This window comes from Mycobacterium shunyiense, assembly GCF_058270035.1.
The window spans coordinates 1-23,587 of the sequence record NZ_JBZDPT010000007.1 but is presented as its reverse complement, the minus strand read 5'-3'; the positions used below and the strand labels follow the sequence as shown (position 1 = coordinate 23,587).

At 66.2% G+C, this 23,587-nt stretch carries 25 protein-coding genes; 10 read left to right on the top strand and 15 right to left on the bottom strand.

Translation table 11 applies throughout. The features are described from left to right. Position 1 precedes the first annotated feature (1 nt). The 4 genes from hsaC (at position 2) to AC4ELS_RS06530 (ending at position 4,415) form a co-directional block, all read left to right on the top strand. Positions 2-901, top strand: a complete 900-nt coding sequence (hsaC, locus tag AC4ELS_RS06545; RefSeq protein ID WP_064883805.1) for an iron-dependent extradiol dioxygenase HsaC — start codon at positions 2-4, stop codon at positions 899-901. Then, entirely contained in the window at positions 901-1,503 is a 603-nt protein-coding gene (hsaB, locus tag AC4ELS_RS06540) for a 3-hydroxy-9,10-secoandrosta-1,3,5(10)-triene-9,17-dione monooxygenase reductase subunit (protein ID WP_499046465.1), read from the top strand. Before hsaC ends, hsaB begins: the two co-directional genes overlap by 1 nt. Before the next feature lie 353 nt (positions 1,504-1,856). Then, positions 1,857-3,401 carry a hypothetical protein gene (locus tag AC4ELS_RS06535; RefSeq protein ID WP_499046462.1) on the top strand — a complete coding sequence of 515 codons (1,545 nt, stop codon included), beginning with the start codon at positions 1,857-1,859 and terminating at the stop codon, positions 3,399-3,401. A 174-nt stretch (positions 3,402-3,575) separates the two neighbouring features. Next, entirely contained in the window at positions 3,576-4,415 is an 840-nt protein-coding gene (locus AC4ELS_RS06530) for a mycofactocin-coupled SDR family oxidoreductase (RefSeq protein WP_499046459.1), read from the top strand. Here the strand turns inward: AC4ELS_RS06530 and AC4ELS_RS06525 are convergent. Continuing rightward, positions 4,408-5,001 (bottom strand): TetR/AcrR family transcriptional regulator, encoded by a 594-nt coding sequence (locus tag AC4ELS_RS06525; protein ID WP_064958228.1) that lies wholly within the window; start codon positions 4,999-5,001, stop codon positions 4,408-4,410. The genes AC4ELS_RS06530 and AC4ELS_RS06525 overlap by 8 nt on opposite strands. A gap of 141 nt (positions 5,002-5,142) precedes the next feature. Between AC4ELS_RS06525 and AC4ELS_RS06520 the strand changes: the two genes are divergently transcribed. Continuing rightward, positions 5,143-5,379, top strand: coding sequence for a ferredoxin (locus AC4ELS_RS06520; RefSeq protein ID WP_236734795.1), 237 nt, complete (start codon positions 5,143-5,145; stop codon positions 5,377-5,379). 3 nt (positions 5,380-5,382) lie between these two features. Next, positions 5,383-6,666, top strand: coding sequence for a cytochrome P450 (locus AC4ELS_RS06515; protein ID WP_463806279.1), 1,284 nt, complete (start codon positions 5,383-5,385; stop codon positions 6,664-6,666). Here the strand turns inward: AC4ELS_RS06515 and AC4ELS_RS06510 are convergent. The 10 genes from AC4ELS_RS06510 to AC4ELS_RS06465 form a co-directional block, all read right to left on the bottom strand. Further along, positions 6,647-7,885 carry an NAD(P)/FAD-dependent oxidoreductase gene (locus tag AC4ELS_RS06510; RefSeq protein WP_499046456.1) on the bottom strand — a complete coding sequence of 413 codons (1,239 nt, stop codon included), beginning with the start codon at positions 7,883-7,885 and terminating at the stop codon, positions 6,647-6,649. The genes AC4ELS_RS06515 and AC4ELS_RS06510 overlap by 20 nt on opposite strands. Then, positions 7,882-9,285, bottom strand: coding sequence for an NAD(P)/FAD-dependent oxidoreductase (locus AC4ELS_RS06505; RefSeq protein WP_499046453.1), 1,404 nt, complete (start codon positions 9,283-9,285; stop codon positions 7,882-7,884). The genes AC4ELS_RS06510 and AC4ELS_RS06505 overlap by 4 nt, the downstream gene beginning before the upstream one ends. After that, positions 9,282-10,706 carry an FGGY family carbohydrate kinase gene (locus AC4ELS_RS06500; RefSeq protein ID WP_499046450.1) on the bottom strand — a complete coding sequence of 475 codons (1,425 nt, stop codon included), beginning with the start codon at positions 10,704-10,706 and terminating at the stop codon, positions 9,282-9,284. The genes AC4ELS_RS06505 and AC4ELS_RS06500 overlap by 4 nt, the downstream gene beginning before the upstream one ends. Then, entirely contained in the window at positions 10,703-12,193 is a 1,491-nt protein-coding gene (locus AC4ELS_RS06495) for an amino acid permease (protein WP_448445546.1), read from the bottom strand. Before AC4ELS_RS06495 ends, AC4ELS_RS06500 begins: the two co-directional genes overlap by 4 nt. Before the next feature lie 86 nt (positions 12,194-12,279). Then, positions 12,280-13,059, bottom strand: coding sequence for a DeoR/GlpR family DNA-binding transcription regulator (locus AC4ELS_RS06490; protein ID WP_448445548.1), 780 nt, complete (start codon positions 13,057-13,059; stop codon positions 12,280-12,282). A gap of 66 nt (positions 13,060-13,125) precedes the next feature. Then, the gene (locus tag AC4ELS_RS06485; RefSeq protein ID WP_499046447.1) at positions 13,126-13,695 is read right to left on the bottom strand and encodes an ankyrin repeat domain-containing protein; all 570 of its coding nucleotides are present in this window, start codon (positions 13,693-13,695) and stop codon (positions 13,126-13,128) included. Positions 13,696-13,707: 12 nt separating this feature from the next. Continuing rightward, a complete protein-coding gene (locus tag AC4ELS_RS06480) occupies positions 13,708-15,084 on the bottom strand; it encodes an aldehyde dehydrogenase family protein (protein WP_448445552.1) in 1,377 nt (458 codons plus the stop codon). Further along, the gene (locus AC4ELS_RS06475) at positions 15,081-15,878 is read right to left on the bottom strand and encodes a carboxymuconolactone decarboxylase family protein (protein ID WP_064958082.1); all 798 of its coding nucleotides are present in this window, start codon (positions 15,876-15,878) and stop codon (positions 15,081-15,083) included. Before AC4ELS_RS06475 ends, AC4ELS_RS06480 begins: the two co-directional genes overlap by 4 nt. Further along, complete coding sequence (locus AC4ELS_RS06470) at positions 15,875-16,675, bottom strand: mycofactocin-coupled SDR family oxidoreductase (RefSeq protein ID WP_174554230.1); 801 nt, start codon at positions 16,673-16,675, stop codon at positions 15,875-15,877. The genes AC4ELS_RS06475 and AC4ELS_RS06470 overlap by 4 nt, the downstream gene beginning before the upstream one ends. Beyond that, on the bottom strand, positions 16,675-17,505 hold the full coding sequence (locus AC4ELS_RS06465; protein ID WP_448445554.1) for a mycofactocin-coupled SDR family oxidoreductase: 831 nt from the start codon (positions 17,503-17,505) through the stop codon (positions 16,675-16,677). Before AC4ELS_RS06465 ends, AC4ELS_RS06470 begins: the two co-directional genes overlap by 1 nt. Positions 17,506-17,591: 86 nt before the next feature. Between AC4ELS_RS06465 and AC4ELS_RS06460 the strand changes: the two genes are divergently transcribed. After that, entirely contained in the window at positions 17,592-18,152 is a 561-nt protein-coding gene (locus tag AC4ELS_RS06460; protein WP_448445556.1) for a TetR/AcrR family transcriptional regulator, read from the top strand. Here AC4ELS_RS06460 and AC4ELS_RS06455 read toward each other — a convergent pair. Genes AC4ELS_RS06455 through AC4ELS_RS06440 form a run of 4 tightly spaced genes read right to left on the bottom strand, consistent with a single transcriptional unit; the run spans position 18,149 to position 20,454 of the window. Next, positions 18,149-18,919, bottom strand: a complete 771-nt coding sequence (locus AC4ELS_RS06455; RefSeq protein WP_499046443.1) for an alpha/beta fold hydrolase — start codon at positions 18,917-18,919, stop codon at positions 18,149-18,151. The genes AC4ELS_RS06460 and AC4ELS_RS06455 overlap by 4 nt on opposite strands. A 52-nt stretch (positions 18,920-18,971) precedes the next feature. Further along, positions 18,972-19,400 (bottom strand): type II toxin-antitoxin system VapC family toxin, encoded by a 429-nt coding sequence (locus tag AC4ELS_RS06450; protein WP_448445560.1) that lies wholly within the window; start codon positions 19,398-19,400, stop codon positions 18,972-18,974. Next, positions 19,387-19,635, bottom strand: a complete 249-nt coding sequence (locus AC4ELS_RS06445; protein WP_448445562.1) for a type II toxin-antitoxin system VapB family antitoxin — start codon at positions 19,633-19,635, stop codon at positions 19,387-19,389. Before AC4ELS_RS06445 ends, AC4ELS_RS06450 begins: the two co-directional genes overlap by 14 nt. A gap of 48 nt (positions 19,636-19,683) precedes the next feature. Further along, entirely contained in the window at positions 19,684-20,454 is a 771-nt protein-coding gene (locus AC4ELS_RS06440) for an IclR family transcriptional regulator (RefSeq protein ID WP_448445564.1), read from the bottom strand. A gap of 161 nt (positions 20,455-20,615) precedes the next feature. Here AC4ELS_RS06440 and AC4ELS_RS06435 point away from each other — a divergent pair, with 161 nt between their 5' ends. The 3 genes from AC4ELS_RS06435 to AC4ELS_RS06425 are packed head-to-tail and all read left to right on the top strand — an operon-like array spanning position 20,616 to position 23,452. Next, the gene (locus AC4ELS_RS06435; RefSeq protein WP_064937545.1) at positions 20,616-21,383 is read left to right on the top strand and encodes a CoA transferase subunit A; all 768 of its coding nucleotides are present in this window, start codon (positions 20,616-20,618) and stop codon (positions 21,381-21,383) included. Further along, a complete protein-coding gene (locus tag AC4ELS_RS06430) occupies positions 21,380-22,036 on the top strand; it encodes a 3-oxoacid CoA-transferase subunit B (RefSeq protein ID WP_055117907.1) in 657 nt (218 codons plus the stop codon). Before AC4ELS_RS06435 ends, AC4ELS_RS06430 begins: the two co-directional genes overlap by 4 nt. A 39-nt stretch (positions 22,037-22,075) precedes the next feature. Beyond that, positions 22,076-23,452 carry an MFS transporter gene (locus AC4ELS_RS06425; protein WP_498887364.1) on the top strand — a complete coding sequence of 459 codons (1,377 nt, stop codon included), beginning with the start codon at positions 22,076-22,078 and terminating at the stop codon, positions 23,450-23,452. Positions 23,453-23,587: the final 135 nt, after the last annotated feature.

Sequence of the window (23,587 nt, the reverse complement as noted above, 5' to 3'; positions counted from 1 at the left end):
GATGAGCATCAAGGCACTCGGCTACATGCGCATCGAGGCCACCGACGTGGCCGCGTGGCGCCAGTTCGGCGTGAAAGTGCTCGGCATGGTGGAGGGCGAGGGTTCCATCCCGGACGCGCTCTACCTGCGGATGGATGACTTCGCGGCCCGCCTGGTGATCGTGCCGGGCGACCAGGACCGACTGTTGATCTCGGGCTGGGAGGTCGCCGACGCTCCCGCGCTGCAGAGCCTGCGCGAGAGCCTGTCCAAGGCGGGCGTCGACTTCGTCGAGGGCACCAGGGACGAGATCCGCGAGCGCCGGGTCGAAGGGCTCATCCGGTTCTCCGATCCCGCCGGCAACGTCCTCGAGGCGTTCTACGGCGCGCAGTACCTGGGCCGCCGGTTCGTCAGCCCCTACGGCCACAAGTTCGTCACTGCCGAGCAGGGCCTCGGACACGTGGTGCTGACCTGCAACGATGACGCCGCCGCGCAGGCGTTCTACCAGGATGTGCTGGGCTTCAAGCTGCGTGACTCGATGCAGCTGCCGCCGCAGCTCGCGGGCCGCCCGGCCGATGGCGATCCGGTGTGGTTGCGCTTCTACGGCTGCAACCCGCGGCACCACGCGCTGGCCTTCATGCCGATGCCCAACCCGACCGGCATCGTGCACTTGATGGTCGAGGTGGAGAACTCCGACGATGTCGGCCTGTGCCTGGACCGCGCCAACCGTCGCAACGTGAAGATGTCGGCGACGCTGGGCCGACACATCAACGACAAGATGCTGTCCTTCTACATGAAGACCCCGGGTGGGTTCGACATGGAATTCGGTTGCGAGGGACTGGAAGTCGAGGACGAGAGCTGGATCGCCCGCGAGAGCGTGGGGATCAGTCTCTGGGGCCACGACTTCTCTGTCGGATTCAAGTGATGGCACAGGCTCAGCCGCTCGACCCGCGCACGTTCCGAAATGTGCTCGGCCAGTTCTGTACTGGCGTCACGGTCATCACGACACTTCACGATGACGTGCCGATCGGCTTCGCCTGTCAGTCGTTCGCGGCGCTGTCGCTCGATCCGCCGCTGGTGCTGTTCTGTCCCACCAAGCAGTCGCGGGCGTGGCAGGCCATCGAGGCCAGCGGAAAGTTCTGCGTGAACATGCTGCACGAGAATCAGCAGCATGTGTCCGCGCAGTTCGGCTCCAAGGCGCCGGACAAGTTCGCCGGGATCGATTGGACCCCATCGGAACTCGGTTCACCGGTGATCGACGGCAGCCTTGCCCACATCGACTGCAATGTGCATTCCGTGCACGACGGCGGCGACCATTTCGTGGTGTTCGGTGCGGTGCACTCGTTATCTGAAGGTGCCGCCGACGAGCGCTCGCGCGAGGAGCATCGAACACAGCGCAAGCCGCGGCCGTTGCTGTTCTACCGCGGTGAGTACACCGGGATCGAGCCGGACAAGAACACCCCGGCACAGTGGCGTGACGATCTGGACGCGTTCCTGACGGCCACCACGCCTGACACCTGGCTCTGACTTTTGTCGCTGACACGACTGGGCCCCCTCCCATCGGGAGGGGGCCCAGTTTGTGTTCCTGCTCCACAGGTTCGTCTGGCAAAGAAACGAACGCATGGGGATTCGCGGACGGTCTGCCCCGATGACCAGGAAGGCTCCCAGTATCGGGAAGCCGATCCCATCGATGCGGTCTGAAGCCGTCAAAACACGCCCCGAACAGGAAATCTGCCGGGCCACCGGCCTCCGACCTGGCGATTGCCAAGCACTTGCCTAGGCAAACGGAATTTAGGGCAGGCATACCTATTGATATTTAGGAAAACCTAAGCTAATTTTTGCTCGTTCCTCAGTCAACTATCAGCTTTCAGGAGTTCTTCGTGCCCCTACCTGCACTCCCCTCCGGCGACACCCCAGTGGTGAGCCGGAAGGATCGGTTCCTCGTCGCCGGCGTCGCAATGCTCAGCGCCAGCGCGATTGCGGTGACCCCGGTTGCCCAGAACACGACGCTCATCCAGCAGGCTCAGAGCTTCGCCTACGACCTGACGGCGTCGACCATGGACGCGACGGCCTCGCCCGTGGACGTCTACGGGACGCTGTTCAGCAACACATTGGGCAACCTCGAGTCTCTGGGTGCCGCCCTCGCTGCCAATCCGGCGCCGTTGCTGAACCAGGTGCTGGAGAACCAGCTGGGCTACGCGGGCAAGTTCGGTGCGGCGTTCGAGGCCATCCCCACCAACCTGAAGAACTGGTACGAGGGCCCCAACGGGCAGGCGCGGTTGGCGCAGGCGCAGGCCGCACTTGAGGCCGGAGACATCGGCGAGGCGTACCGGTGGTTCAACCACTCCATGCTGTACGCGTTCCAGGGCGCCTTCGGTTCGCTGATCGCTCCCGGGTTCATCCTTTCGGGCATCCCGCGCGGCGGGACCGAGTACCTGACCGGGATCCCGGAGCAGATCGCGCAGAACTTCACGAATCTGATCGGTGCGACCTTCACCTCCAGCGTCGTCGTGAGCGCCCTGTTCCAGGGCGCCTTCGCAACGATCAGCGGTCCGACGTTCGAGCTCGCCCGCGTTGCCGAGGCGATCAGCACCAGCGTCGCCGCGGGCGATATGCAGGGGGCCTTCAACGCCGTCGTGAACACGCCGGGCATCCTCGTCAACGCGGCGCTCAACGGATTCAAGTACTCCGATCCCGACCCGGAGACGGGCACCGGGGGCTACACCGAGTGGCCGGCACTGCTCACCTGGGCCGAGCCCGGCGAGCAGGGTGGCGCCCGGATCGTCGCAGGTCTTCTGCAGAACCTGCTGGTGAACATCCCCAAGAGCCTCGCCGATGCCATCGACAACACCCCGGAAACACCTGCTCCCGCTTCGGCTCCGTCATCGGTGCCCGCGAGCATCTCGGCTCAGCTGGTTTCCGCGTTGGCGCCCAAGACGGCGTTGACCGTGTCGCCCGTCGAGTCGGTGAAGGAAGCGGCTCCGGCCGTCGAGGCTCCGAAGGCTGAAAGCCCGGTCGAGGCTCCGAAGTCCGAGACCGTGGCTGTTGAGGCTCCGAAGGTCGAAACCCCGGTTGTCGAGGCCGCGAAGGTCGAGACGCCGGTTGCCAGTGCCGTTCCTGCGGCCAATGAGGCTGCCGGAGAGTCTGTCGCCACGCCTGCAACCAGCAAGTCGGCCAATGCCGATGCGAAGGCCACGGGTAAGACCAAGATCACGGACCGGATCAGGGCCAAGATCAGCGAGGCCAAGGAAGCCAAGCAGGCCAAGGCCCAGGAGGCCAAGGAATCGAAGGCCACCGCCAAGGAGAGCGCCGCCAAGGAGAGCACCGCCAAGGAAGCCAAGGCCAAGCCCAAGGCGACCAAGGCCGGGGCTGACAAGTCCAAGGGCTCCAGTGACTCCAAGAAGAGCTCGGGCTCTGACTCGTAATAAGTAGCACGACGCGTAGCTGGGCCCCACCCGTGAGGGTGGGGCCCAGTTGCGTTCGGCGCCGACGTCGAATCCAGCGGTCCCTGACCGGTTGATCAACCCGGCTCTTGACGAACATGGTTGTGCCCTGCCAAAGTTTGATCAATCGATCAAACCGATGGGAAGAGGACACACATGAATGGTCGGGTAGAGGGCAAGGTCGCCCTCGTTACCGGTGCGGCGCGCGGGCAGGGACGCAGCCATGCGCTGCGATTGGCGCAAGAGGGCGCAGACATCATCGCGGTCGACGTCTGCGCCCCGGTCACCGATACCAGTGCGATCCCGGCGTCGACCCCGGACGACCTGGCAGAGACGGCGGATCTGATCAAGGGTCTCGACCGTCGCATCGTCACCGCCGAGCTCGATGTGCGTGACTTCGGCGCGCTCAAAGCGGCCGTCGACAGCGGTGTGGAGCAGCTGGGCCGGCTCGACATCGTGGTGGCGAACGCCGGCATCGGCAACGGTGGCGATGTCCTGCACGAGACCAAAGAATCCGACTGGGACGACATGATCGGCGTCAATCTGTCCGGCGTCTGGAAGACTGTGAAAGCCGCAGTGCCGCACATTCTTTCCGGCGGACGTGGCGGTTCGATCGTCTTGACCAGCTCGGTCGGCGGGCTCAAGGCCTATCCGCATACCGGCCACTACATCGCGGCCAAGCACGGTGTGATCGGTCTGATGCGCAGCTTCGCGGTGGAACTGGGGCAGCACTCGATCCGGGTCAACTCGGTGTGCCCGACGAACGTCAACACGCCGATGTTCATGAACGAGGGCACGATGAAGCTGTTCCGTCCCGACCTGGAGAACCCGGGTCCCGACGACATGGCTGTGGTCGCCCAGTTGATGCACGTGCTTCCGGTCGGCTGGGTCGAGCCTGTCGACATCAGTAACGCGGTGTTGTTCCTGGCCTCTGACGAGGCCCGTTACATCACCGGTCTGCCGGTCACGGTGGATGCCGGCAGCATGCTCAAGTAGCGTCCTGATCGCTGCCGAACCGGCGCAGGAACCGCTCGACGAAGGCGCGGAACTCGGCGTGGCCCTCGGTCACGCCGACCGCCTCTTCGTTGCACAGACTGCGGGCCGATTGGGTGAGAAGCATCGACATCACGACCGGCGGGAACTCCTCCATGTCCACACCGTGGGCGCGCAGTACCCCGGCCATGGCTGCGGCCTCGATGTCGCGGACCCGCTCGGAGTAGGCCTTGAGTTCGACGCCGATCTCCTTGCGGTGATTGGCCAGCGCCATGAACTCGGTGTTGAGTCCGGTCACGCGGGAGTCGGAGTTGATCAGCCACAGGGCCCGGAGCGGATCGTCGGTGGTGATCGCCTCGCGCAGCCGGGCCAGCGCCGCGTCGGCACCGCTGCGCAGCACCGAGACGAACAGGTCGTCGAGGGTGTCGAAGTAGTAGTAGACCAGCGCCGAGCGCACGCCGGCCACGGCTGCGATCCGCCGGGTGGTGGCGGCGGCATACCCCTCGTCTCGGATGACCTGGGCGGTTGCCTCGATGAGGCGCTTGCGGGTTCCCGCGTCCTTCTCTTTGGCGGCGCGTGCGGCAGGCATCAGGACGGCCCCCCAAAGTCATTGCCCGACAACACATATTTCTTGCCGGCCTGGAACCTTGACCGCCGAACGCCGGGGGTGGTAAGCATGAGCCATCCTAACGGTTTGATCGACTGATCAAATTCAGAACTGAGGAAACAGATGCCCGAAGACATGAGTACGGCCCGGGTCCAGGTGGACGCCGGCCTGTGCGAAGGCCATGCACTGTGCATCCAACTTGCCCCTGAGGTGTTCGACCTGTCCGACGACGAGGTGGCCGGCGCTGCCCCGGTGAGCGGGCAGTGGGATCAAGGTACCTGGGACAACGTCAAATCTGCCGTCGACGCCTGCCCGCGCCAGGCGATCAGCCTGCTCAACACCAGCACGAAAGGCCAGTGAGCCATGACCGATCTCGCCTCAGTCGACTATTTCGCCGACCCGGCCGTCGCCCAGGACCCGTACGAGTACTACGAATATCTGCGCAGCAACGGGCCGGTGTTTGCCGAACCGCATCACGGTGTCGTGGCGGTGACCGGCTACCAGGAAGTCATGGCGGCCTTCAAGGACCATGCGTCGTTCTCGGCCGTGAACGCGATCGGCGGGCTGTTCCCGCCGCTGCCTTTCGAGCCCGAGGGCGACGATATCAGCGAACAGATCGAGGCGCACCGCCATCTGTTCCCGATCCATGAGCACATGGTGGTGATGGACCCGCCGCAGCATGAGCGGGCCCGCTCGCTGCTGAGCAAGCTGCTCACGCCTCGTCGTCTCAAGGAGAACGAGGACTATATGTGGCAGCTGGTCGATCACCAGCTGGATCAGATCATGGGCAACGGCAGATGCGAGTTCCTCTCCGAGTACGCCAAACCCTTCGCCACCTCGGCGATCATCGATCTGCTGGGTGTTCCCGAGGAGGATCGCCCGGAATTCCTTGCCGCACTGGGTGCCGAGCGGCCGGAGGGCAATCGGGTCGGGGCGCTCGACGGTGAGCCGGTGGGTCGCGACCCGCTGCAGTACCTGGACGACAAGTTCGCCGGATACCTCGCCGAGCGTCGGCGTGAGCCTCGTGGCGACGTGCTCTCCGGCATGGCCACCGCCACTTATCCCGACGGCTCGACGCCGGAACTGCTGGAGGTCGTCAAGCCGGCCACCTTCCTGTTCGCCGCCGGACAGGAGACCGTCACCAAGCTGCTCACCGCCGCCGTGCAGACCCTGGGTGATCACCCGGAGTATCAGCAGACGCTGCGCGAGAATCCGGACGGTATCCCGACTTTCATCGAGGAAGCGCTGCGGATGCACGCCCCGACGAAGGTCGATTTCCGGCTGGTCCGCAAGACCACCACACTCGGCGGAGTGCATTTGAAGGCCGGCACCATCGTGATGCTGTGCCTCGGCGCAGCCAACCGCGATCCCCGCAAGTTCGAGAACCCTCAGGAGTTCCGTCCGGACCGCAAGAACGTCCGCGAGCACATCGCGTTCGGTCGCGGCATCCACACCTGTGCAGGCGCACCGTTGGCGCGGGTGGAAGGACAGATCACCGTCCGGCGCCTGCTGGATCGCATGCGTGACATCGGGATCGACGAATCCGTGCACGGCCCGGCCGGGCAGCGGAATTACAACTACGAGCCGACGTTCCTGCTCCGGGGTCTCACCGAACTGAACATCACGTTCACCCCAGTGAAAGGGTGACCGTCCCGCCGCGGTGATCGGCCTTGTCGAGGATGCTCGACGGCACCCGGAACACCCGGCCGGGTGAGGCCGGCCAGGGCAGGGTCTTCCGGCCGATGACCGTGCCGTCCTGGCGCGCAACCACTTTCGGTATGCGCACCAGGGAGTCGGTCCACAACAGCAGGCGCTGCCGCGCTGGGGCGGGGTCGCCGGGCCGCAGCAGGCCCGGTGCCACCCAGCGCAGCGGGGTCGCAGCCTCGATGCGGATCCCGTCGCCGGGCGTGACCGCGCCGCCCAGGTAGCGACGCACCTGGGCGGCCACATGGCGGCCGTCGAGCGCGGCGATGTCGGCGGTGTCCACCGGGTGCAGCAGGTTGCCGATCGCGAACACCCCTTCCCGGCTGGTCCGCAGCGCGGTGTCGACGACCGGCCCCAGGCTTTTCGGGTCCATGTCGAGCCCCGCGGCGCGGGCCAGCTCGTGGTCGGGAATCCAGTCACCGGTGAACACCACGGTGTCGCAGGCCACGATGCGGCGTTGCCCGGTGCGGGTGTTCTCGATCTCCACACCGACGACGGTGCCCTTGCCGATGATGCGGGCCACCCGGGTGGTCGTGGCGACCTCGACGTCCATCAGGGGGGTGCGGCCCGCGAGGTTGAAGACCGCATACGACTCGGGTGACGGGTATTCGCTTGTCATCAGCGCGGTTTCGCAGCCGGCGTGCTTGAGGGTGAGCACCGCCGAGTAGCTGACCAGTTCGGCTCCGACGATGACGGCACGCTTGCCCACGCTGCGGTGCTGCAGGTGCACGGTGTTCTGCAACTGTCCGGTGGTGTAGACGCCGCCGGGCCGGTCCCCGGGGATCAGCCGCGCCGGGCGGGCCCGCTCGCGAGCACCGGTTGCCAGGACAATCGCGCGGGCGTCGAGTTGTTCGCGCCCCGCGGGCGAGGTGAGCTCCAGGGACCTCTCGCCGGCCCAGCCGGTGACCATGGTGGCCGTGCGAATCTCGACCCCGGCCGCCGTCGCCTTACGAACCAGGCGGCGGGCGTACGCCGGCCCGCTGATGAAGGTCTTCATATCGCGGATGCCGTAACCCGGGTGATCACTGTGGCGAGGGATGCCGCCGGCCTCGGACTCACGTTCCAGCACAACCACATTCAGGCCCGGGCTGTTCGCCAGATCAGCCGCGGCGGTCAAACCTGCGGGGCCGCCGCCGATGATCGCGACGTCGTAGGTGCTCACTTGTTGCTCTCCTGACGTTCCTGCTCGAACACCGACTGCACCTCGGCGCCGCAGAAGAATGCCTGGCAGCGACCGTTCATCACGCGGGTGCGTCGTCGCAGACCTTCCAGGGCTGCGGGTGGGATGACGGAATGGCAGGCGTCGCGCAGTTCGCCCTCGGTGACGCGTTCGCAGAAGCACACGATCCGGCCATAGGCAGGATCGGCGGCGATCTTCTCAGCCTGCTGATAGGGGCGGGGGAACGCCTCGCCGAGGTTGGGCATCTGTGGCGGATCGGGCAGTTCGTCTGCGGGTACCAGCTCTAGGCCGGCCGAGACCAGTTGAGCGCGGGCGTATTCGGCGATGGCCATGCCCGCAGTGAGGCCGGTGGACCGGATGCCGCCGACCAGCAGGTAATGCTGCGCCGGATCCGCCTCGATCAGGTAGTCGCTGTGGTCGATCGCGGCCCGAAGCCCGGCATAGGTCGCGGTGACCTCTTCGTCGAGGAGCCGGGGCATCAACGCGCGGCCCTTTTCCAGGAGGAACTCGAATCCACTCTCCGAGGTACCGGTGGCAGTGCGGTCGGTCAGGTCCTCCGAGGTGGGGCCGAGCATGACGTTGCCATAGATGGTGGGGCTGACCAGAACTCCCTTGCCGCGTGAGGTCGGCACCGGCAGCACGATCTTGTCGACGAGCGCTCGCGCCAGCTTGTCGTAGACGATCAGCTCGCCGCGGCGCGGGGTCACGGTGAATCGCGAGAAGCCGAACAGGTTGTCGATGACATCGGCTCCCAGGCCGGCCGCGTTGACCACCCACCGTGTGCGCACAGCGCCGGCGGAGGTGTGCAGTGTGGTGACCCCGTCACCAACCTCGACGCGTTCCACGCGGTGATCGGTCAGCAGGGTGGTGCCCCGGTTGACGGCATCAGTGGCCAGCGCGAGGTTCACCGTCCAGGTGCAGATGATGGATTCGTCGGGCACGGTGAGCCCGCCGAGTGCGCCTGGCCCCAGAGCGGGGACCGCGGCGTAGACGGCCGCGGAATCCACGATCTCGCACCGTTTATACCCGTTGGCTGCGGCTTTCTCCTTCAATCCCGGTAGGGCATCGAGCTGTTCGTCGTCCCAGGCCACCAGGATGGCCCCGGTGTGCTCGACGGGGATACCGGTGCGGCTCGCATACTCGGACAGCAGCTCGTAACCGCGGCTGACCATGGTGGATTCCAGCGTTCCGGGTTTGGCGTCGAACCCAGTGTGCAGGATCGCCGTGTTGGCCTTGCTGGTGCCGTCGCCGACATCGTCGCGGGCTTCGAGCAGGGCAACGGACAGCTGGTGTCCGGACAGCTCACGCGCAATGGCCGAGCCGACGATTCCGGCTCCGATGACCACGACGTCGAATACGTCGGGTCCACTCGGGGTGTTCATGAAATCTCCTGGTGGTACGTGGTCTCGGCGAGTTCGCGCCAGGCCGAGCGGAATTCGGCGGCACGTGCCGCGCTCCAGCGGGGCTCGTAAGTCGCCGACGGGGTCCAGTCGGTGACGACGTCGGCCACCGACTTCTCAGGTGCCAGGCTGAGTCGGGCCAGCGCGGCCGCGCCAAGGGCGGTGGCGTGCGCCGAGGGATAGACGTCGACGGGCACCTGCAGGATGTCGGCGCAGGCCTGCATCAGCACAGTGGACTGGGTGAGCCCGCCGTCGGCCCGCAGCCGGGTCAGTGGCGGCGCATCGGCATCGATCGCCGCGACCAGCTCGGCGACCTGTGCGGCGATGCCCTGGAGAACAGACAGCACGATGTGTCCGCGCCCGGTTGACAGGGTCATCCCCGAGATCGTCGCGGTGGCTTGAGATTTCCACCACGGCGCAGCTAGGCCGGCCAGCGCGGGAACGCACAGCACGCCGCCGTTGTCGGATTCTGCGACGGCGTCCATCTCGGCGGCGCCGCTGATCACACCGAGCGAGGTTAGCCATTTGACGGCCGACGCCGCGGTGTAGACCTGGCCGTCGATGCAGAACGAGTCGACGCCACCGACCCGCCAGGCCACCGACGACGTCAGGCCCGTGGTCGAACGCACCGGGGTGGTCCCGGTGTTCGACAGCAGGAAGGCACCCGTACCGAACGTGCACTTGGCCATGCCGGATTCGAGGCACGCCTCGGCCAGCAGTGCGGCCTGCTGGTCCACCACGATCCCGCCGACCGGGGTGTCCGAACCGAAAGCCGATGTGGTGCCGACGATCTCGTCATTCGCTGCGATCCGGGGCAGACGTTCGCAGTCCAGGCCGAACAGCGCCAGCAGATCGGGACTCCAGTCCTGAGCACCGAGGTCCACGGCGGCCGAGCGGCTGGCCGTCGTGGCATCGGTGACGAACTCGCCGGTGAGCTGGTGCAGCAGCCAGGTATCCGAGGTCGTCACGACGCCGGTGGACTCGACATTGCGGCGCAGCCAGGCCATCTTCGGTGCCGAGAAGTACGGGTCGAGCACCAATCCGGTTCGCGTGGCGATCATGTCGGCGTGCCCGGCGAGGTCCGCGCACAGGGATTCGGCGCGCCGGTCCTGCCACACGATGGCCGGGCTGAGCGGCCGGCCGGTATCGGGATCCCAGACCAGCACGGTCTCGCCCTGATTCGCCAGAGACACCGCGTGAACTGGCCGGCCGGCCTGCTCGAGGGCGGCGCGACCGGCGCCGAGCACGGACTCCAGCAGTTCAGCCGGATCCTGCTCGACGCCGCCGCCGTCGAGGTAAAGCGGGTGTACCGGCACCTCGGCCAAGCCGACCACACCCTGTTCGGGGTCGACGACGATCGCCTTGGTCCCCGAGGTGCCTTGGTCGATGGCCAGAACGGTCATTTCACGGGTTCCTCGACTGCGCCGGCGACCTCGTCCAATTCGGCGTCGATCGAGGCCAGCTCGGGCATCTTGAGACCTTCCTTGCCGCGGGTGACCAGCAGGTACCCGAGGTAGACCGCACCGATCGCGACCATGGCCAGGACGTACAGCCACGGATCTTTGAACGACGCGTCGCGGAACAACGAGAGCTCGAACACCAGCCACACCACAGCCACCACGAGAACCGGAACCTCCCAGCGTCCCAGGCTGAATCCCGCACTCGCGGGCAGCTTCTTGCGGGTCGCGATGTAGAGCGCGATGGTGATGGCGTAGATGGATGCGGGCAGCAGGGTGGCTGCGGAGAACAATTTGAACAAGGCGTCGGTGCTCGTGGAGAAGATGCCGAGGATCACCGCCGAGGTGGCCGCCATGAACACGGTGGCGTTGGCCGGGGTACGGAACCGCGGTGAAACCTTGTGCAGCAGCTGCCATCCCGGGAAGCGCTGATCACGTGACATCGCCCAGACCAGGCGCACGCCGCTCATCAGGATCACCAGGCCGCAGGCGAAGATCGCGATCGCCACCAGCACGAGCAGCGCGGTGCCGACGAAAGAGCCGAGGATGTCGCGGATCACGTCGGCGATCGGGGTGCCCGACTGGGCCAGCGTGGTCGGATCGTTGACGGCGGCGGTGACCACCAGCAGGAACAAGAAGCCCAACACGCCTGAGGCCAGCACCGCCTGCCACATGGCGCGTGGCACAACGATTTCGGGCTTCTTGGTTTCCTCGGCCAGATTGGCGGCGGATTCGAAGCCGACGATGGTGAAGGCGCCGAGCAGGAAACCGAGCATCCACGGGCCCACCGAGGTGGCGGTGCCGAAGCTCCAGTACCCCTCGGCGGGGACGTCGCCGCGGGAGAACAGGTTGCCGACGGAGAGCTTGTGTGCGATCACGCCGACGATGAACAGCAGCACCACCAGCGCCACCATGCCGATCAGTTCCGCGGTCACGGCAAAGTTGTTGACCCGCTCGGTCCATTTGGTCGACAGCCCGACCAACAATGCCTGCAGGAACAGGACGGCGGCGGTGATCTCGAACGACGTTATGGGGGTTCCGGTGAAGTCGAATAGTGCGGGTACCACGGTGGCGGCCACGGTGTAATCGACCGCGACCACCACGATCGCCAGGAACGTGAACGAGATCCAGCCGGTGATCCAGCCGAGAATCGGGTTCGCCAGCCGCGACACCCACTGATAGGCGTAGCCGGTCACCGGGATCCGGGCGGCCAGCGAGCCGAGCAGCAGGGCTACCGCGACCTGGCCGACGATCACAATGGGCCAGGTCCAGATCCCCATGGGGCCGGAGCTGTTGAGCACGCTGCCGTAGGTGGTGAAGATGCCGGTGGCGATCGAGACGAAGGCGAAGGCCACAGCGAACGAGGCGAATTTACCGGTGCCGCGTTCCAGTGTCTCGGTGTAGCCGTACGGCGATGTGGAAGAATTTGTCATTGATCGAGCTTTCTGAGGGAAATCGACTGTTTCGCGAAGGAATTGCTCGGTCCGCGGGCGACGCTGCAACGTCGCCCGCACCCGTTTCAGGCGCTTGCCGGCCGCGCCGGCATGACCACACCTCCCGTCTCTTCGAGTGCCGCGGCCACGGCCGGGTCGGTGTTCTGGTCGGTGATCAGTCCGTTGACGGCGCTGAGATCGCACACGCGGTACGGCGCCACCTGCCCGAGCTTGGACGAGTCGGCCAGGATGTAGCTGCGGGCGCTGTTGGCGATGATCGTGCGGCGCACGTCGATCTCGTCGAGATGGAAATCGGTGAGCCCGGCTACCGCGTCCACCCCACCGGACCCGAGCAGGGCGATGTCGGCGTAGACGTCGGTGAAGAAGGACTTCGTGTGGGCATTCGAGCAGGCCAGGTCGCCGGCCCGGACCCGTCCGCCGGCCAGCAGCAGCTCGATTCCCGAGCGGTCGGCGAGTTCCACCGCGACCGGCAGCGACGGGGTGATCACCGTGCCGGTGAACGCGCGCGGGATCGCCTGGGCGACGGCGACGGCTGTGGTCCCGATGTCGATGATCACCGTCTGACCGTTTTCGAGCAGCCCCGCGGCGACCCGGGCCAGCTGGGCCTTGGCTTGGTGGCGAATCGTCGTGCGCTCGGAATATGAGGGCTCGATGGGCCGATGGTCGGCGACTGCGGCAGCGCCCCCGTGTACCCGGCGCAGTGCCCCGCGTTCTTCGAGAAATGCCAGGTCGCGGCGGACGGTCTCAGCCGAAACCCCGAGGCGGCGGACCAGCTCGTCGGTGCTGATGGCCTGGGCGGTGCCTACCGCCTCGACGATCGCCTCATGGCGCTCAACCGGCAGCACGGTTGACCGTCGATGTGGATTTCTGACCGAACATGACGGTTATTGTGGGGTGTGGTGTGGCCCACGTCAACCGGAGCCGGGAAATCCGTCCACCGTGTGCCCGTACTCGGCCATGATGTCGCGCAGATGGGTATCGCCGACGCGCGTGATGAACCTCAGCACCGCCGGCCCGTTGCCGTCGTCGATCGTGGGGTCGGCTCCGGCGGCCATCAGCACCGCCACGACGTCGGCCCGTTTCCCGGTCGTGTTCCGGACAGCCTGATAAAGCGGCGTGCAACCGTCTTCGGCGACGGGGTTCACGTCGGCGTTTGCCTCGAGCAGGATCCTCACGATGTCGACGCTGTCGCTCTGGGCGGCGAAGTGCAGCGGCGTCATCCCGACGTTGTCGACGGCGTTGACGTCAGCACCCAACGTGAGCAGTCGCGTGGTGTTCTCGATCCGAAACTGGTTGCCGATCCGGAAGTTCTCGGCCGCGAGCTGCGGGTCTTTGAGGGCGGCCGTGTAGTTGAGACCAACCGGGTCGTTGGTGACGGCGTAGTGCAGTGCCGTGCGGCCCGCGCGATCGGTACCGACGGGATCATCGCGGGGCACCACTGTGCGGTCGTTTCGGCGGCCAGGAGTGAACCTGAACTTCACCGAAAAACCGTATCAACGCACGGCGATCCGGATGTTCTTTACTTGCTGAAACTCGTTCAGGCCCTCGATGCCGCCGGTTCGGCCCGAGCCGCTCTGCTTGTAACCGCCGTACGGACCCTGCGGTGAGATGTCGCTGAACTGGTTGATCCACACCGATCCGGATTCCAGCCGGCGGGCCACCCGGTGGGCCCGGTTGAGATCCGTCGTCTGGACGAAGGCGTTCAGGCCATAGGGGGTGTCGTTGGCGATCCGCACGGCCTCGTCCTCCTCGCGGAACCGCATCACCGAGACGACGGGTCCGAAGGTCTCCAGTTGCGCGAGCTCCGAGGAGTTGTCCACATCGCCGAAAACTGTCGGTTCGACGTAGTAGCCCTCGCTGTCGATCCGCTTGCCGCCCATCAGCAACTCACCCGCACCGCCGGCCACCGCGGTATCGACGGCTGTCAGGATCCGGTCGGCGGCGGCCTGACTGATCACCGGTCCGAACGTGGTCGCGGGGTCCATCGGGTCGCCGATGTTGGCCGTGCCGATGACGCCGAGGAACTTCTCCAGGAACTCGTCGTAGACCGCGTCGTGGACCAGTATCCGGCTCGCGCATGCGCAGCTCTGTCCTGATTGCATGAGCGGGCCCTGGTGGGCCGACAGCGATGCGGCCAGATCGAGGTCGGCATCGGCGAAGATGAGGTTGGCGGATTTTCCGCCCAGCTCGGTGACCACCGGAGTGAGATTGGTTGCGGCGGCCTGCAATACCTTGCGCGCCGTACCACCGCCGCCGGTGAAGGCGATCTTGCCGATGCCGGGGTGCCGCACCAGCGCGTCGCCGCCCTCGGCGTCGGCCGGGACGACGGTCACCAGCCCCTCGGGCAGTCCGGCCTCCAGACAGAGCTCGCCGAAGCGCAGTGCCGCGAACGGCGCGAGCTCGGAGGGTTTGAGGACGACGGCATTGCCGGCGGCCAGCGCCGGAGCGACGCACGATCCGGTGACGACCAGAGAGCCGTTCCACGGGGTGATGACACCGACGACGCCATAGGGCTCACGCTCGACGAGGTTGATGTCGAACGATCCGTTGACCGGTGTCGTCACCCCGTGCGGCTTGTCGGCATAGCCCGCGAAATGTCGCAGGAACCGCTCCAGGAGCATTGCGGTGCCTGCGAACGAGATCGGCACCCCATAGTCGGCCACGTTGAGCTTCGCGAGCTCGTCGAGGTGGTCGTGCACCACGTCGGCCAGGTCGATCAGCAGGTCGCGGCGCCGGTCGACGGTCAGTGAGACCCATTCCCGCTGTGCCCTTGCCGCGGCCGCTACCGCTTCGTCTATCTCGGCGGTTCCGGCCAGGTCCACGGTTCCGTTCGGCCGGCCGGTCGCCGGGTAGATGTGCTCGAACTTCATGCCTCGGCGTTCTCTTCCTCAAGAACACGTTGCTGCTGATCTCGGATCACCTGGTTGAGGTTCGATGCCTTGGGCCATCCGTAGTAGGCCGCGAAATGCAGTGCCAGTTCGTCCATTTCCTCGAAGGAGACGTCGCGGCTCTTGAGTGCGGCGTAGACGTGGCTGAGGATCGGCAGCGGTGCGTCCTGAAAGGCCACGCAGGCCACCGTCACCAGGCGTCGTTCCTTCATGCCGAGTCCGGGCCGCAGCCACATCTCTCCGAAGACGAAGTTGAGGATGCCTGCGCCGGAGTACGGGTTGTCCCGGGTCGGGGCGAACGGGATGCAGTTGATGTCCCGGAAGGACTGCTCGCCGCAGACCAGCCGTTCCTCCGGATCGCTCGGTGTCGGTAGCGGCAGCAGCGGTTCGGGTGCGGGCGGGGTCAGCCCCCGTTCACGGTGGATCCGGTCCCACTGCTCGTCGACCATGATGTTGAACCGCGAGGCCTTGGGCCACCCGGCGTACACCGCGAAATGCAGGACGGTCTCCCGCATCTCGACGATTGACAGGTCACCGCTGTTGAGCGCGGCGTACACGTGGTCGCGCAACGGCCCTTCGGCGTCGGCTGCCGCGACGCACGGCAGCGTGACGAACCGCCGGTCCCGGCGGCTCAGCGCGGTGCGCGGCCACACCTCGGCGAACACGAAGTCGATGAGGTTGGCGGTTGCCGGGCTGCTGTCTGACGGAGCCGCGAAAGTCATCACCTCGGCGAACTCGCGCCTGCCCCGCTCGGCCCGGGTATCGGCGGCGGTCATCGGATCGTCGCCCCGGCGTCGACCTTGAACTCCAGTCCGGTGACGTGCCGGGCTTCGTCGGAGATCAGGAACAGCACCGCGTTGCTGATGTCGAGTGCGTCGGTCATCTGGATCGGCAGCGCATTCTGGAAGATCGGCCCGAGGTCTTGACGGGTCTCGTGGATCAGGGTGTGCAGGGTGTCGGGTCGTAGCCCGGTGGCGACGCCGGTGGGATGCACGGTGTTGACCCGGACATTCACCGCGGCAAGCTCATTGGCCAGCGCGCGGCTCATGCCGACCACCCCGTGTTTGGACGCGGTGTAGGGCGTGTGCAGCGGTGAGCCCTTGATCCCGGCCACCGAACTGACGTTGATCAGACTGCCGCCGCGTTCCACCAGATGCGGCAGTGCGGCCGAGCAGGTGTTCCAGGTGCCGATCAGGTTGACGTCCACGACGGTGCGCCATTGTTCGGCGGTGGTGGTGTCCCAGGTGCCCGCGGTCAGGACGCCGGCGTTGGCGACCGAGGCGTCCAGGCCGCCCAGCTTCTCGACGCCATCGGCGACTGCGGCGCTCAACGCTTCGCCGTCGCGCACGTCGACCACATAGGTCAATGCCTGACGGCCGAATTCGGCGACGAGGCGGGCGGTTTCGTCCAGGTCAGCGCGCGTTGCCAGTGGATACTCCACCTCTGGCAACGACTCACAGATGTCGACGAGGATCACGTCGGCGCCCTCTTCGGCCAGACGTACTGCGTGGCTTCGGCCCATACCGCGCGCTGCGCCGGTGATCAGCACGCGCTTGCCGGTGACGCGCCCCATCAGAGCTTGTTCGTGAAGCCGGCGTCGACGGGGAGGGTGACCCCGGTGACGTATTTGGCAGCGTCGGAGACCAGGTAGCTGATCGTCGCGCTGATGTCCTCGGGCTCCAGCAGTGAGACCGGCATCGGGTTCTGCAGGTGCGGCCCGCCGTCGGGGTAGTTCTCCAGGAACGCCGTCATGGCCGGGTTGACGGCCATCATGGTGTTCACCGCGGTGGGGTGCACCGTGTTGACCCGGATGCTGTGCGGGGCCAGGGCATTGGACAGGGTGCGCATCAGTCCGACGATGCCGTGCTTGGACGCGGCATAGCCCAGGCCGCCGCCCTGCATGCCGCCGAAGCCGCGCAGTCCGGCGGTGGAACTGGTGAACACGATCGACCCGCCGCGTCCGCCTGCGATGAGATGCGGGATCGCGGCCTTGGCGGTGTGGAACGAGCCGACCAGGTTGACGCCGACCGCATCGGACCACATCTCGAGGTCTTCTTCGATGGTCACTTCACGAAACGCGGTGGGGGCGACGCCGGCATTGGCGAGCACGATGTCCAGCCGGCCGAACTGCTCGACACCCGCATCGAGTGCGCTCTTGACGGCGTGGAAGTCGCGCACGTCGGCGACCGAACCGAGCATCTTGCCGCCGGCCGCCTCGACCAGGGCGACGGTCTCGTCGAGCTCGTCGCGGCTGGCCATCGGATACGGGTTGGATGCGATGTCCGCGCAGATGTCCACCCCGATGATGTCCGCGCCCTGCTCGGCAAGCGTCACCGCGTGGCTGCGCCCTTGGCCTCGGGCAACCCCGGTGATGAAGGCGACTTTTCCGTCGAGATTCCCCATTGATCCTCGCTTCGCTCGAATGGGTGTAACCATGTTACAGCGGTACGGTAACGTGGTTACTCTCCGGCGGCAAGGGTGTTCTCGAAGTGGCAGATGAGCGTGATCGGATCCTCGACATCGTCGTGGAGATCCTTGAGTCCGAGGGCTACGAGGCCGTGCAACTGCGGGAGGTGGCGCGCCGGGCCAAGACCTCGCTGGCCACGATCTACAAGCGCTACTCCACCCGCGATGAGCTGATCCTGGCCGCGCTCGATTCCTGGATGGCGGAGAACCGGTATTCGGGGGTGGCCGGTCAGACGCGCGCACCGGGGGAGTCGCTGTACGAGGCGCTGATGCGGATGTTCCGCACCATCTTCGAACCCTGGGAGAAGCACCCGGACATGCTCAGGGCCTACTCGCGGGCCCGGGCCGCGCCGGGCGGGGACCGTCTGGTGCGCCGCGGCCTCGACGCCGTGGTGCCTGCGGGCTTGTCCATCCTGTCCGGCGTCGACGACGCGTTCGTGCACGATCTCGACAACATCCTGACCAGCTTGGTGTTCGGCCTGGTCGGCCGCTTCACGGCGGGTGAGATCGCCATCGCCGAGATCCTGCCCAGCCTCGACCGGACGATTCACTGGCTCACCGCGGGATACGAGTCCGGGCGTTAGCCGATCTGCGCGCCGATGAACTCCACGATGTCCGCGGCCACCTCGCGATACACGGACTCGTTCAGAATGTCGTGGCGGCCGCCGTCAAACTCCTTGAACTGCAAGGGTTCTATCTGGTCGGCATAGGCCTTGACCGCGCCGGCCGGAGCGATGACATCAGCTGAGCCGTGCAGTGCCAGGGTCGGCACCGTGAGGCTCGGCAGCTCCGCGCCGAACCGATCCCAGGCCCGGTCCAGCTCGCGGGTGAGCGCGGCTCCGTCGGCGTCGACGAAGGCCAGCGGGTCGTTCTCCAGGCTGTCGAGGTAGAACGGATCGGACGAGAGCCAGTTCGGATCCAGGTCCAACGACGTGTCCGGGTCGACCATTTCAGGGATCGGCACCAACGGCGCACCGGAGATGATGCCGGCCCGGTAGCGGGTGGGTTCACCGAGCAGCCGGAACAGTGTCACCACCGAACCGAACGAATGTCCTTGCGCCACCAGCGGTATGCCCGGGGTGTCGCGCTCGGCGAGGGCGGTCAGAGCGTCGGCCAGCGCCGAACTGTCCTCGATGGTGCCGAAATCCCCTCGGGTGCCCGGGGTCAGTCCGTGGCCGAACTGATCGACCGCCCACAGGTCGATGCCCGCGGCGTTGAGTGCGAAGCCGTAGCGGTGATAGACCCCGGTGTGCTCACCGAACCCGTGCAGAAAGATGACGGCTGCGCGGGGCTGCGGGGTGGCCCAGTGCCGGTAGTAGGCGCGCCCGCGGTCGTGCTCGATGAATGGCATACCTCTCACTGCAGCAAGGTCGAAGCTCGGCCGCAAGGATTTGGCTCAGCGATCAGTCGAACGGTGGTCGCCAGCGCAGTCCGGGGAAGCGTGCGAACGCGCGGTCGGTGGTGATCCAGGTGGCGCCGTTCTCAATGGCCAGCGCGGCGTGATAGGCGTCGGGAACGGCATTCGCCTTTGCGCCGGTATCGGTGCACAGCGAGCCGAAGATGCTCCAATGGCGAGGCCCGGGGCGCAGCGGCACCGCCGACGGTGCGGATCGGATCGCCCGGCAGGCGTCGAACGCCTGAATGGTGGAACTCGGTTCCTGGAATACCCGGTGATTGGTCAGCAGTCGAATCACGCCGGAGAGCACCAGATCGCTGATGCCAACGGGTTCGTCCGCGGTGAGTGCACCCGAAAGCCATGCGGCGTACTGCTCATGGTCGACGCTGTCCTCGCGGATGGCGTAGATCAGGATGTTCACGTCAGGGAGAAGCATTATCGCCCAGTAGTTCGGCGAGGGCTTCTTTGTCGTCGAGGTCCACTCCCGGACGCAGGCCCCCGCTGCCGTGCGTCGGCAACCGAAACTCTGGTGTGCCGGTCTCGCCGGCTACCCGCGTCAGCATCTCCCGTAGCGCATCCTCCACCACCGAGCCGAGGGAGCGTGACGTGCGCGCCGCGACGATCTTTGCCTCGGCCAGCAGGGCGTCGTCGATGTTGACAGTGGTGCGCACACGCACATCATAACATCAGGGCTGTGCATCATGATGCGTCATGTTGAGTCACCGCCGCTTCAAGCGTTGGCCGAGCGTGTGCGCGGCCAGCAGCAACGACTCTCCGAGCGCGGCCTGGCGTCGGGCATCGAAGCGCATCTCCACTCCGGTGAGGCTCAGTGCCCACATCGGCTGACCCAGTTCGTTGAACACTGCCGCGCCGATACCCCAGCTGCCCTCGACGATCAGGCCCGGGTTGACCGAGTACCCGCTGACCCTGGTCTGTTCGATGCGGGCTCGAAGCTGGGCAGGTGAGTGCACCGCGCCCCAATCTCCGGTCAGGTCAACACGATCGAGATATGCCGCGATCTCCGAATCCGGAAGATGCGCCAGCATGACGATCCCGGCCGAGGCAACCCCGAGTGGGAACCGCTTGCCCGGATGCAGCACATGTGAGCGCAGCGGGAAGCTGCCTTCCTCGGCGGACACGCATACCGATTCGTCGCCCCGGCGGGCGGAGAGGAACGCGCTCTCGCCCGTGTCGCGCGCCAGTGTGCGGAGAATGTCGGTGGCCAGCGGTGCCGCGTCGTAGCGGGTGGCGGCCACCGATCCCAGCAGGTAGATCTCCGGCCCCAGGAACCACACACCGGTGTCGGACGCGCGGTCGACGAGGCCTTCGCCGGCCAGCGCGGTGAGCATGCGGTGCGCGGTCGCGCGAGGCGTGTCCGTCGTGCGGGCAAGCGCGGTCGTGGTGAGTCCGTCCGACCGGGCGTCGGCGAGAGCACGCAGGATCGCCGCGGCCCGCGTGATCACCGGAGTACCAGGTCCACCGTCGGTCACAGCCACACTCTAGCGTCCACCCAGTGGACGCCGGTGGCGCATCGTGTCACCTGAGCGGACACAACCCGCCTGGCACACCGCTGGGTCTTGCGTTACCCGGCCCGATGGTGATGTTCTCGCATAGGCAAGTGATCCACTGAACGAACGCGGGAGCATGGAGTATGGCCAGTAAGAAGGTCGCTGACGTCCACGAGGCGGTCGCCGACATCGGCGACGGCGCATCGGTGGCAGTCGGAGGATTCGGGCTTTGCGGGATTCCGGACAGCCTGATTCAGGCCGTGGCCGATTCTGGCGTCGGGAACCTCTCGGTGTTCTCCAACAACTGCGGTGTCGACGGCGTGGGACTCGGCGTCCTGCTCGGCCTGGGGCGTATCCGCCGCGTAACAGCGTCCTACGTCGGGGAGAACAAGGAGTTCGCGCGTCAGTACCTGGCCGGTGAGCTCGAAGTCGAGCTGACGCCCCAGGGCACGCTCGCTGAGCGGTTGCGCGCCGGCGGGGCCGGTATCCCCGCCTTCTACACGCTCGCCGGGGTGGGCACTCTCGTCGCGGACGGTGGGCTGCCGTGGCGCTACGCAGCGGACGGGTCGGTCGCCGTCGCCTCGCCGCCCAAGGAGACCCGGGAATTCGACGGCAGGCGATACGTGATGGAGACCGGCATCCACGCCGATTTCGCACTCGTGCACGCCGCCGTCGGTGACACCCACGGCAACCTGGTTTTCGACAAGACTGCGATGAACTTCAACCCGCTGGTCGCCATGGCCGGCCGGATCACGATCGCCCAGGTCGAAAAACTGGTCGAGCCAGGCGAATTGGATCCTGAGGCGGTCCACCTTCCGGGCGTGTTCGTGCAGCGCATCGTCGAGACGGGACCACAGGAGCAACGTATCGAGAAGCGCACCGTGCGCGAGGAGACAGAGGTGTCCGCATGACGGATTCGGTGATCACCAAAGGTTGGACCCGTGCGCAGATGGCCGCCCGTGCGGCGCGCGAACTGTCCGACGGGCAGTACGTGAACCTCGGAATCGGCCTTCCGACGCTGATCCCCGGTTATCTGGACCCCGATGTCCATGTCACGTTGCACTCGGAGAACGGGATCCTGGGCACCGGCCCCTACCCGACGGCCGATCAGATCGACGCCAACCTCATCAACGCGGGCAAGGAAACGGTCACGGTGCTCCCCGGGGCGGCGTTCTTCGATTCGGCGCTGTCCTTCGGGATGATCCGCGGCGGTCACATCGACGTCGCCGTGCTCGGCGGCATGCAGGTGTCGCGATTCGGGGACCTGGCGAACTGGATGGTCCCGGGGAAGATGGTCAAAGGCATGGGCGGGGCGATGGACCTCGTCCACGGGGCCGGCCGGGTCATCGTCCTGATGGAACATGTCGACAAGTCGGGTCAGCCGAAGATTGTCGAGAGCTGCACCTTGCCATTGACCGGAGAACGCGTGGTCCACCGGATCATCACGGATCTGGCGGTCATCGACGTTTCCGGCGACGGCACGCTGACCCTTGTCGAGGCCGCACCAGACCTCACGTTCGACGAGGTGCAAGCTGCCACGGGCGCGCCGCTGATCCAGGGTTAGCGCAGCGCGGGTTCGGCCCGACCTGCATACTCACACACCATGTGTGCTGCCGATCACAACCCCTTCATAGTCAAAGAGGGTCTCTCGTCGACCACCGGCCTGAAACGTGTCGTCACCGCGTCGATGGCCGGCACGGTCGTCGAGTGGTACGAGTTCTTCCTGTACGGCACTGCCGCGACGCTGGTTTTCAGCAAGGTGTTCTTCGCCCAGTCCGGCAGCGACCTGGATGCGATCCTGGCGGCGTTCGTCACCTACGCGGTCGGGTTCGTGGCGCGGCCGTTGGGTGGCATCGTGTTCGGCCACTTCGGGGACAAGTACGGCCGCAAGAAGTTGCTGCAGTTCTCGCTGCTTCTGGTCGGCGCCGCGACCTTTCTGATGGGTTGTCTGCCGACATACGGGCAGATCGGATATTGGGCGCCCACCCTGCTGGTGGTGCTGCGCTTCCTCCAGGGATTCGCGGTCGGCGGCGAATGGGGTGGGGCGGTGCTGCTGGTGGCCGAGCACAGTCCCGATCGCAGCCGTGGTTTCTGGGCGAGTTGGCCGCAGGCCGGTGTTCCTGTCGGCAACATGCTGGCCACCATCGTGCTGCTGGTGCTGACCAGCACCCTCTCGGACGCGGACTTCCTGTCGTGGGGTTGGCGGGTCGCGTTCTGGCTGTCGGCGGTGGTGGTGCTGATCGGTTACTACATCCGCACGAAGGTCACCGACGCGCCGATCTTCGTTGTGGCACAACAGGAAGCAGAGCAGCGCAAGACATCGTCGTTCAGCGCAGTCGAGGTGCTGCGCCGCTACCCGCGCGGTGTGCTGACCGCGATGGGGCTGCGCTTCGCCGAGAACATCATGTACTACCTGGTCGTCACCTTCTCGATCACGTACCTGAAGGTGCACGCGCACGCCGACACCGGTGCGATCCTGCGCTGGCTGTTGGTCGCCCATGCCGTGCACCTCGTGGCCATCCCGATGGTCGGCGCATTGTCGGACCGCGTCGGCAGGCGCCCGGTGTACCTGATCGGCACCGTCGCCACCGGAACCTGGGGGTTCTTCGCCTTCCCGATGATGGACAGCCAGAACCACCTGGTGATCATGTCGGCCGTCGTCATCGGCCTGCTGTTCCACGCCTTCATGTATGCGCCGCAGCCGGCGATGATGTCCGAGATGTTCCCGACCCGGATGCGTTATTCCGGTGTCTCGCTGGGCTATCAGGTAACCGCGATCGTGGCGGGCTCACTGGCGCCGATCATCGCCGTGCGGTTGTTGAGCGATTTCGGCTCATCGGTGCCGATCGCGATCTATCTGGCCGGCGCCTCGGTCGTCACCCTGGTGGCGGTGTACTTCGCCAGGGAAACCAGGGGTATCGACCTGGCCGACGTGGACCGCGCCGACCTGAATGCCGTCGGCTCTGCGTCCAGGGCGTGAATGTGCGACTGGGCCGCGCCCTCACCGCAGAGTCGAACTAGGGCGTGTCTGACAAACATTTTGGATGTGGCGGTCCAGACTTGGGGTGTGTCGCGTTTTCAGTTGCTTTCCGATGCTCAGTGGGATCTGATCGCT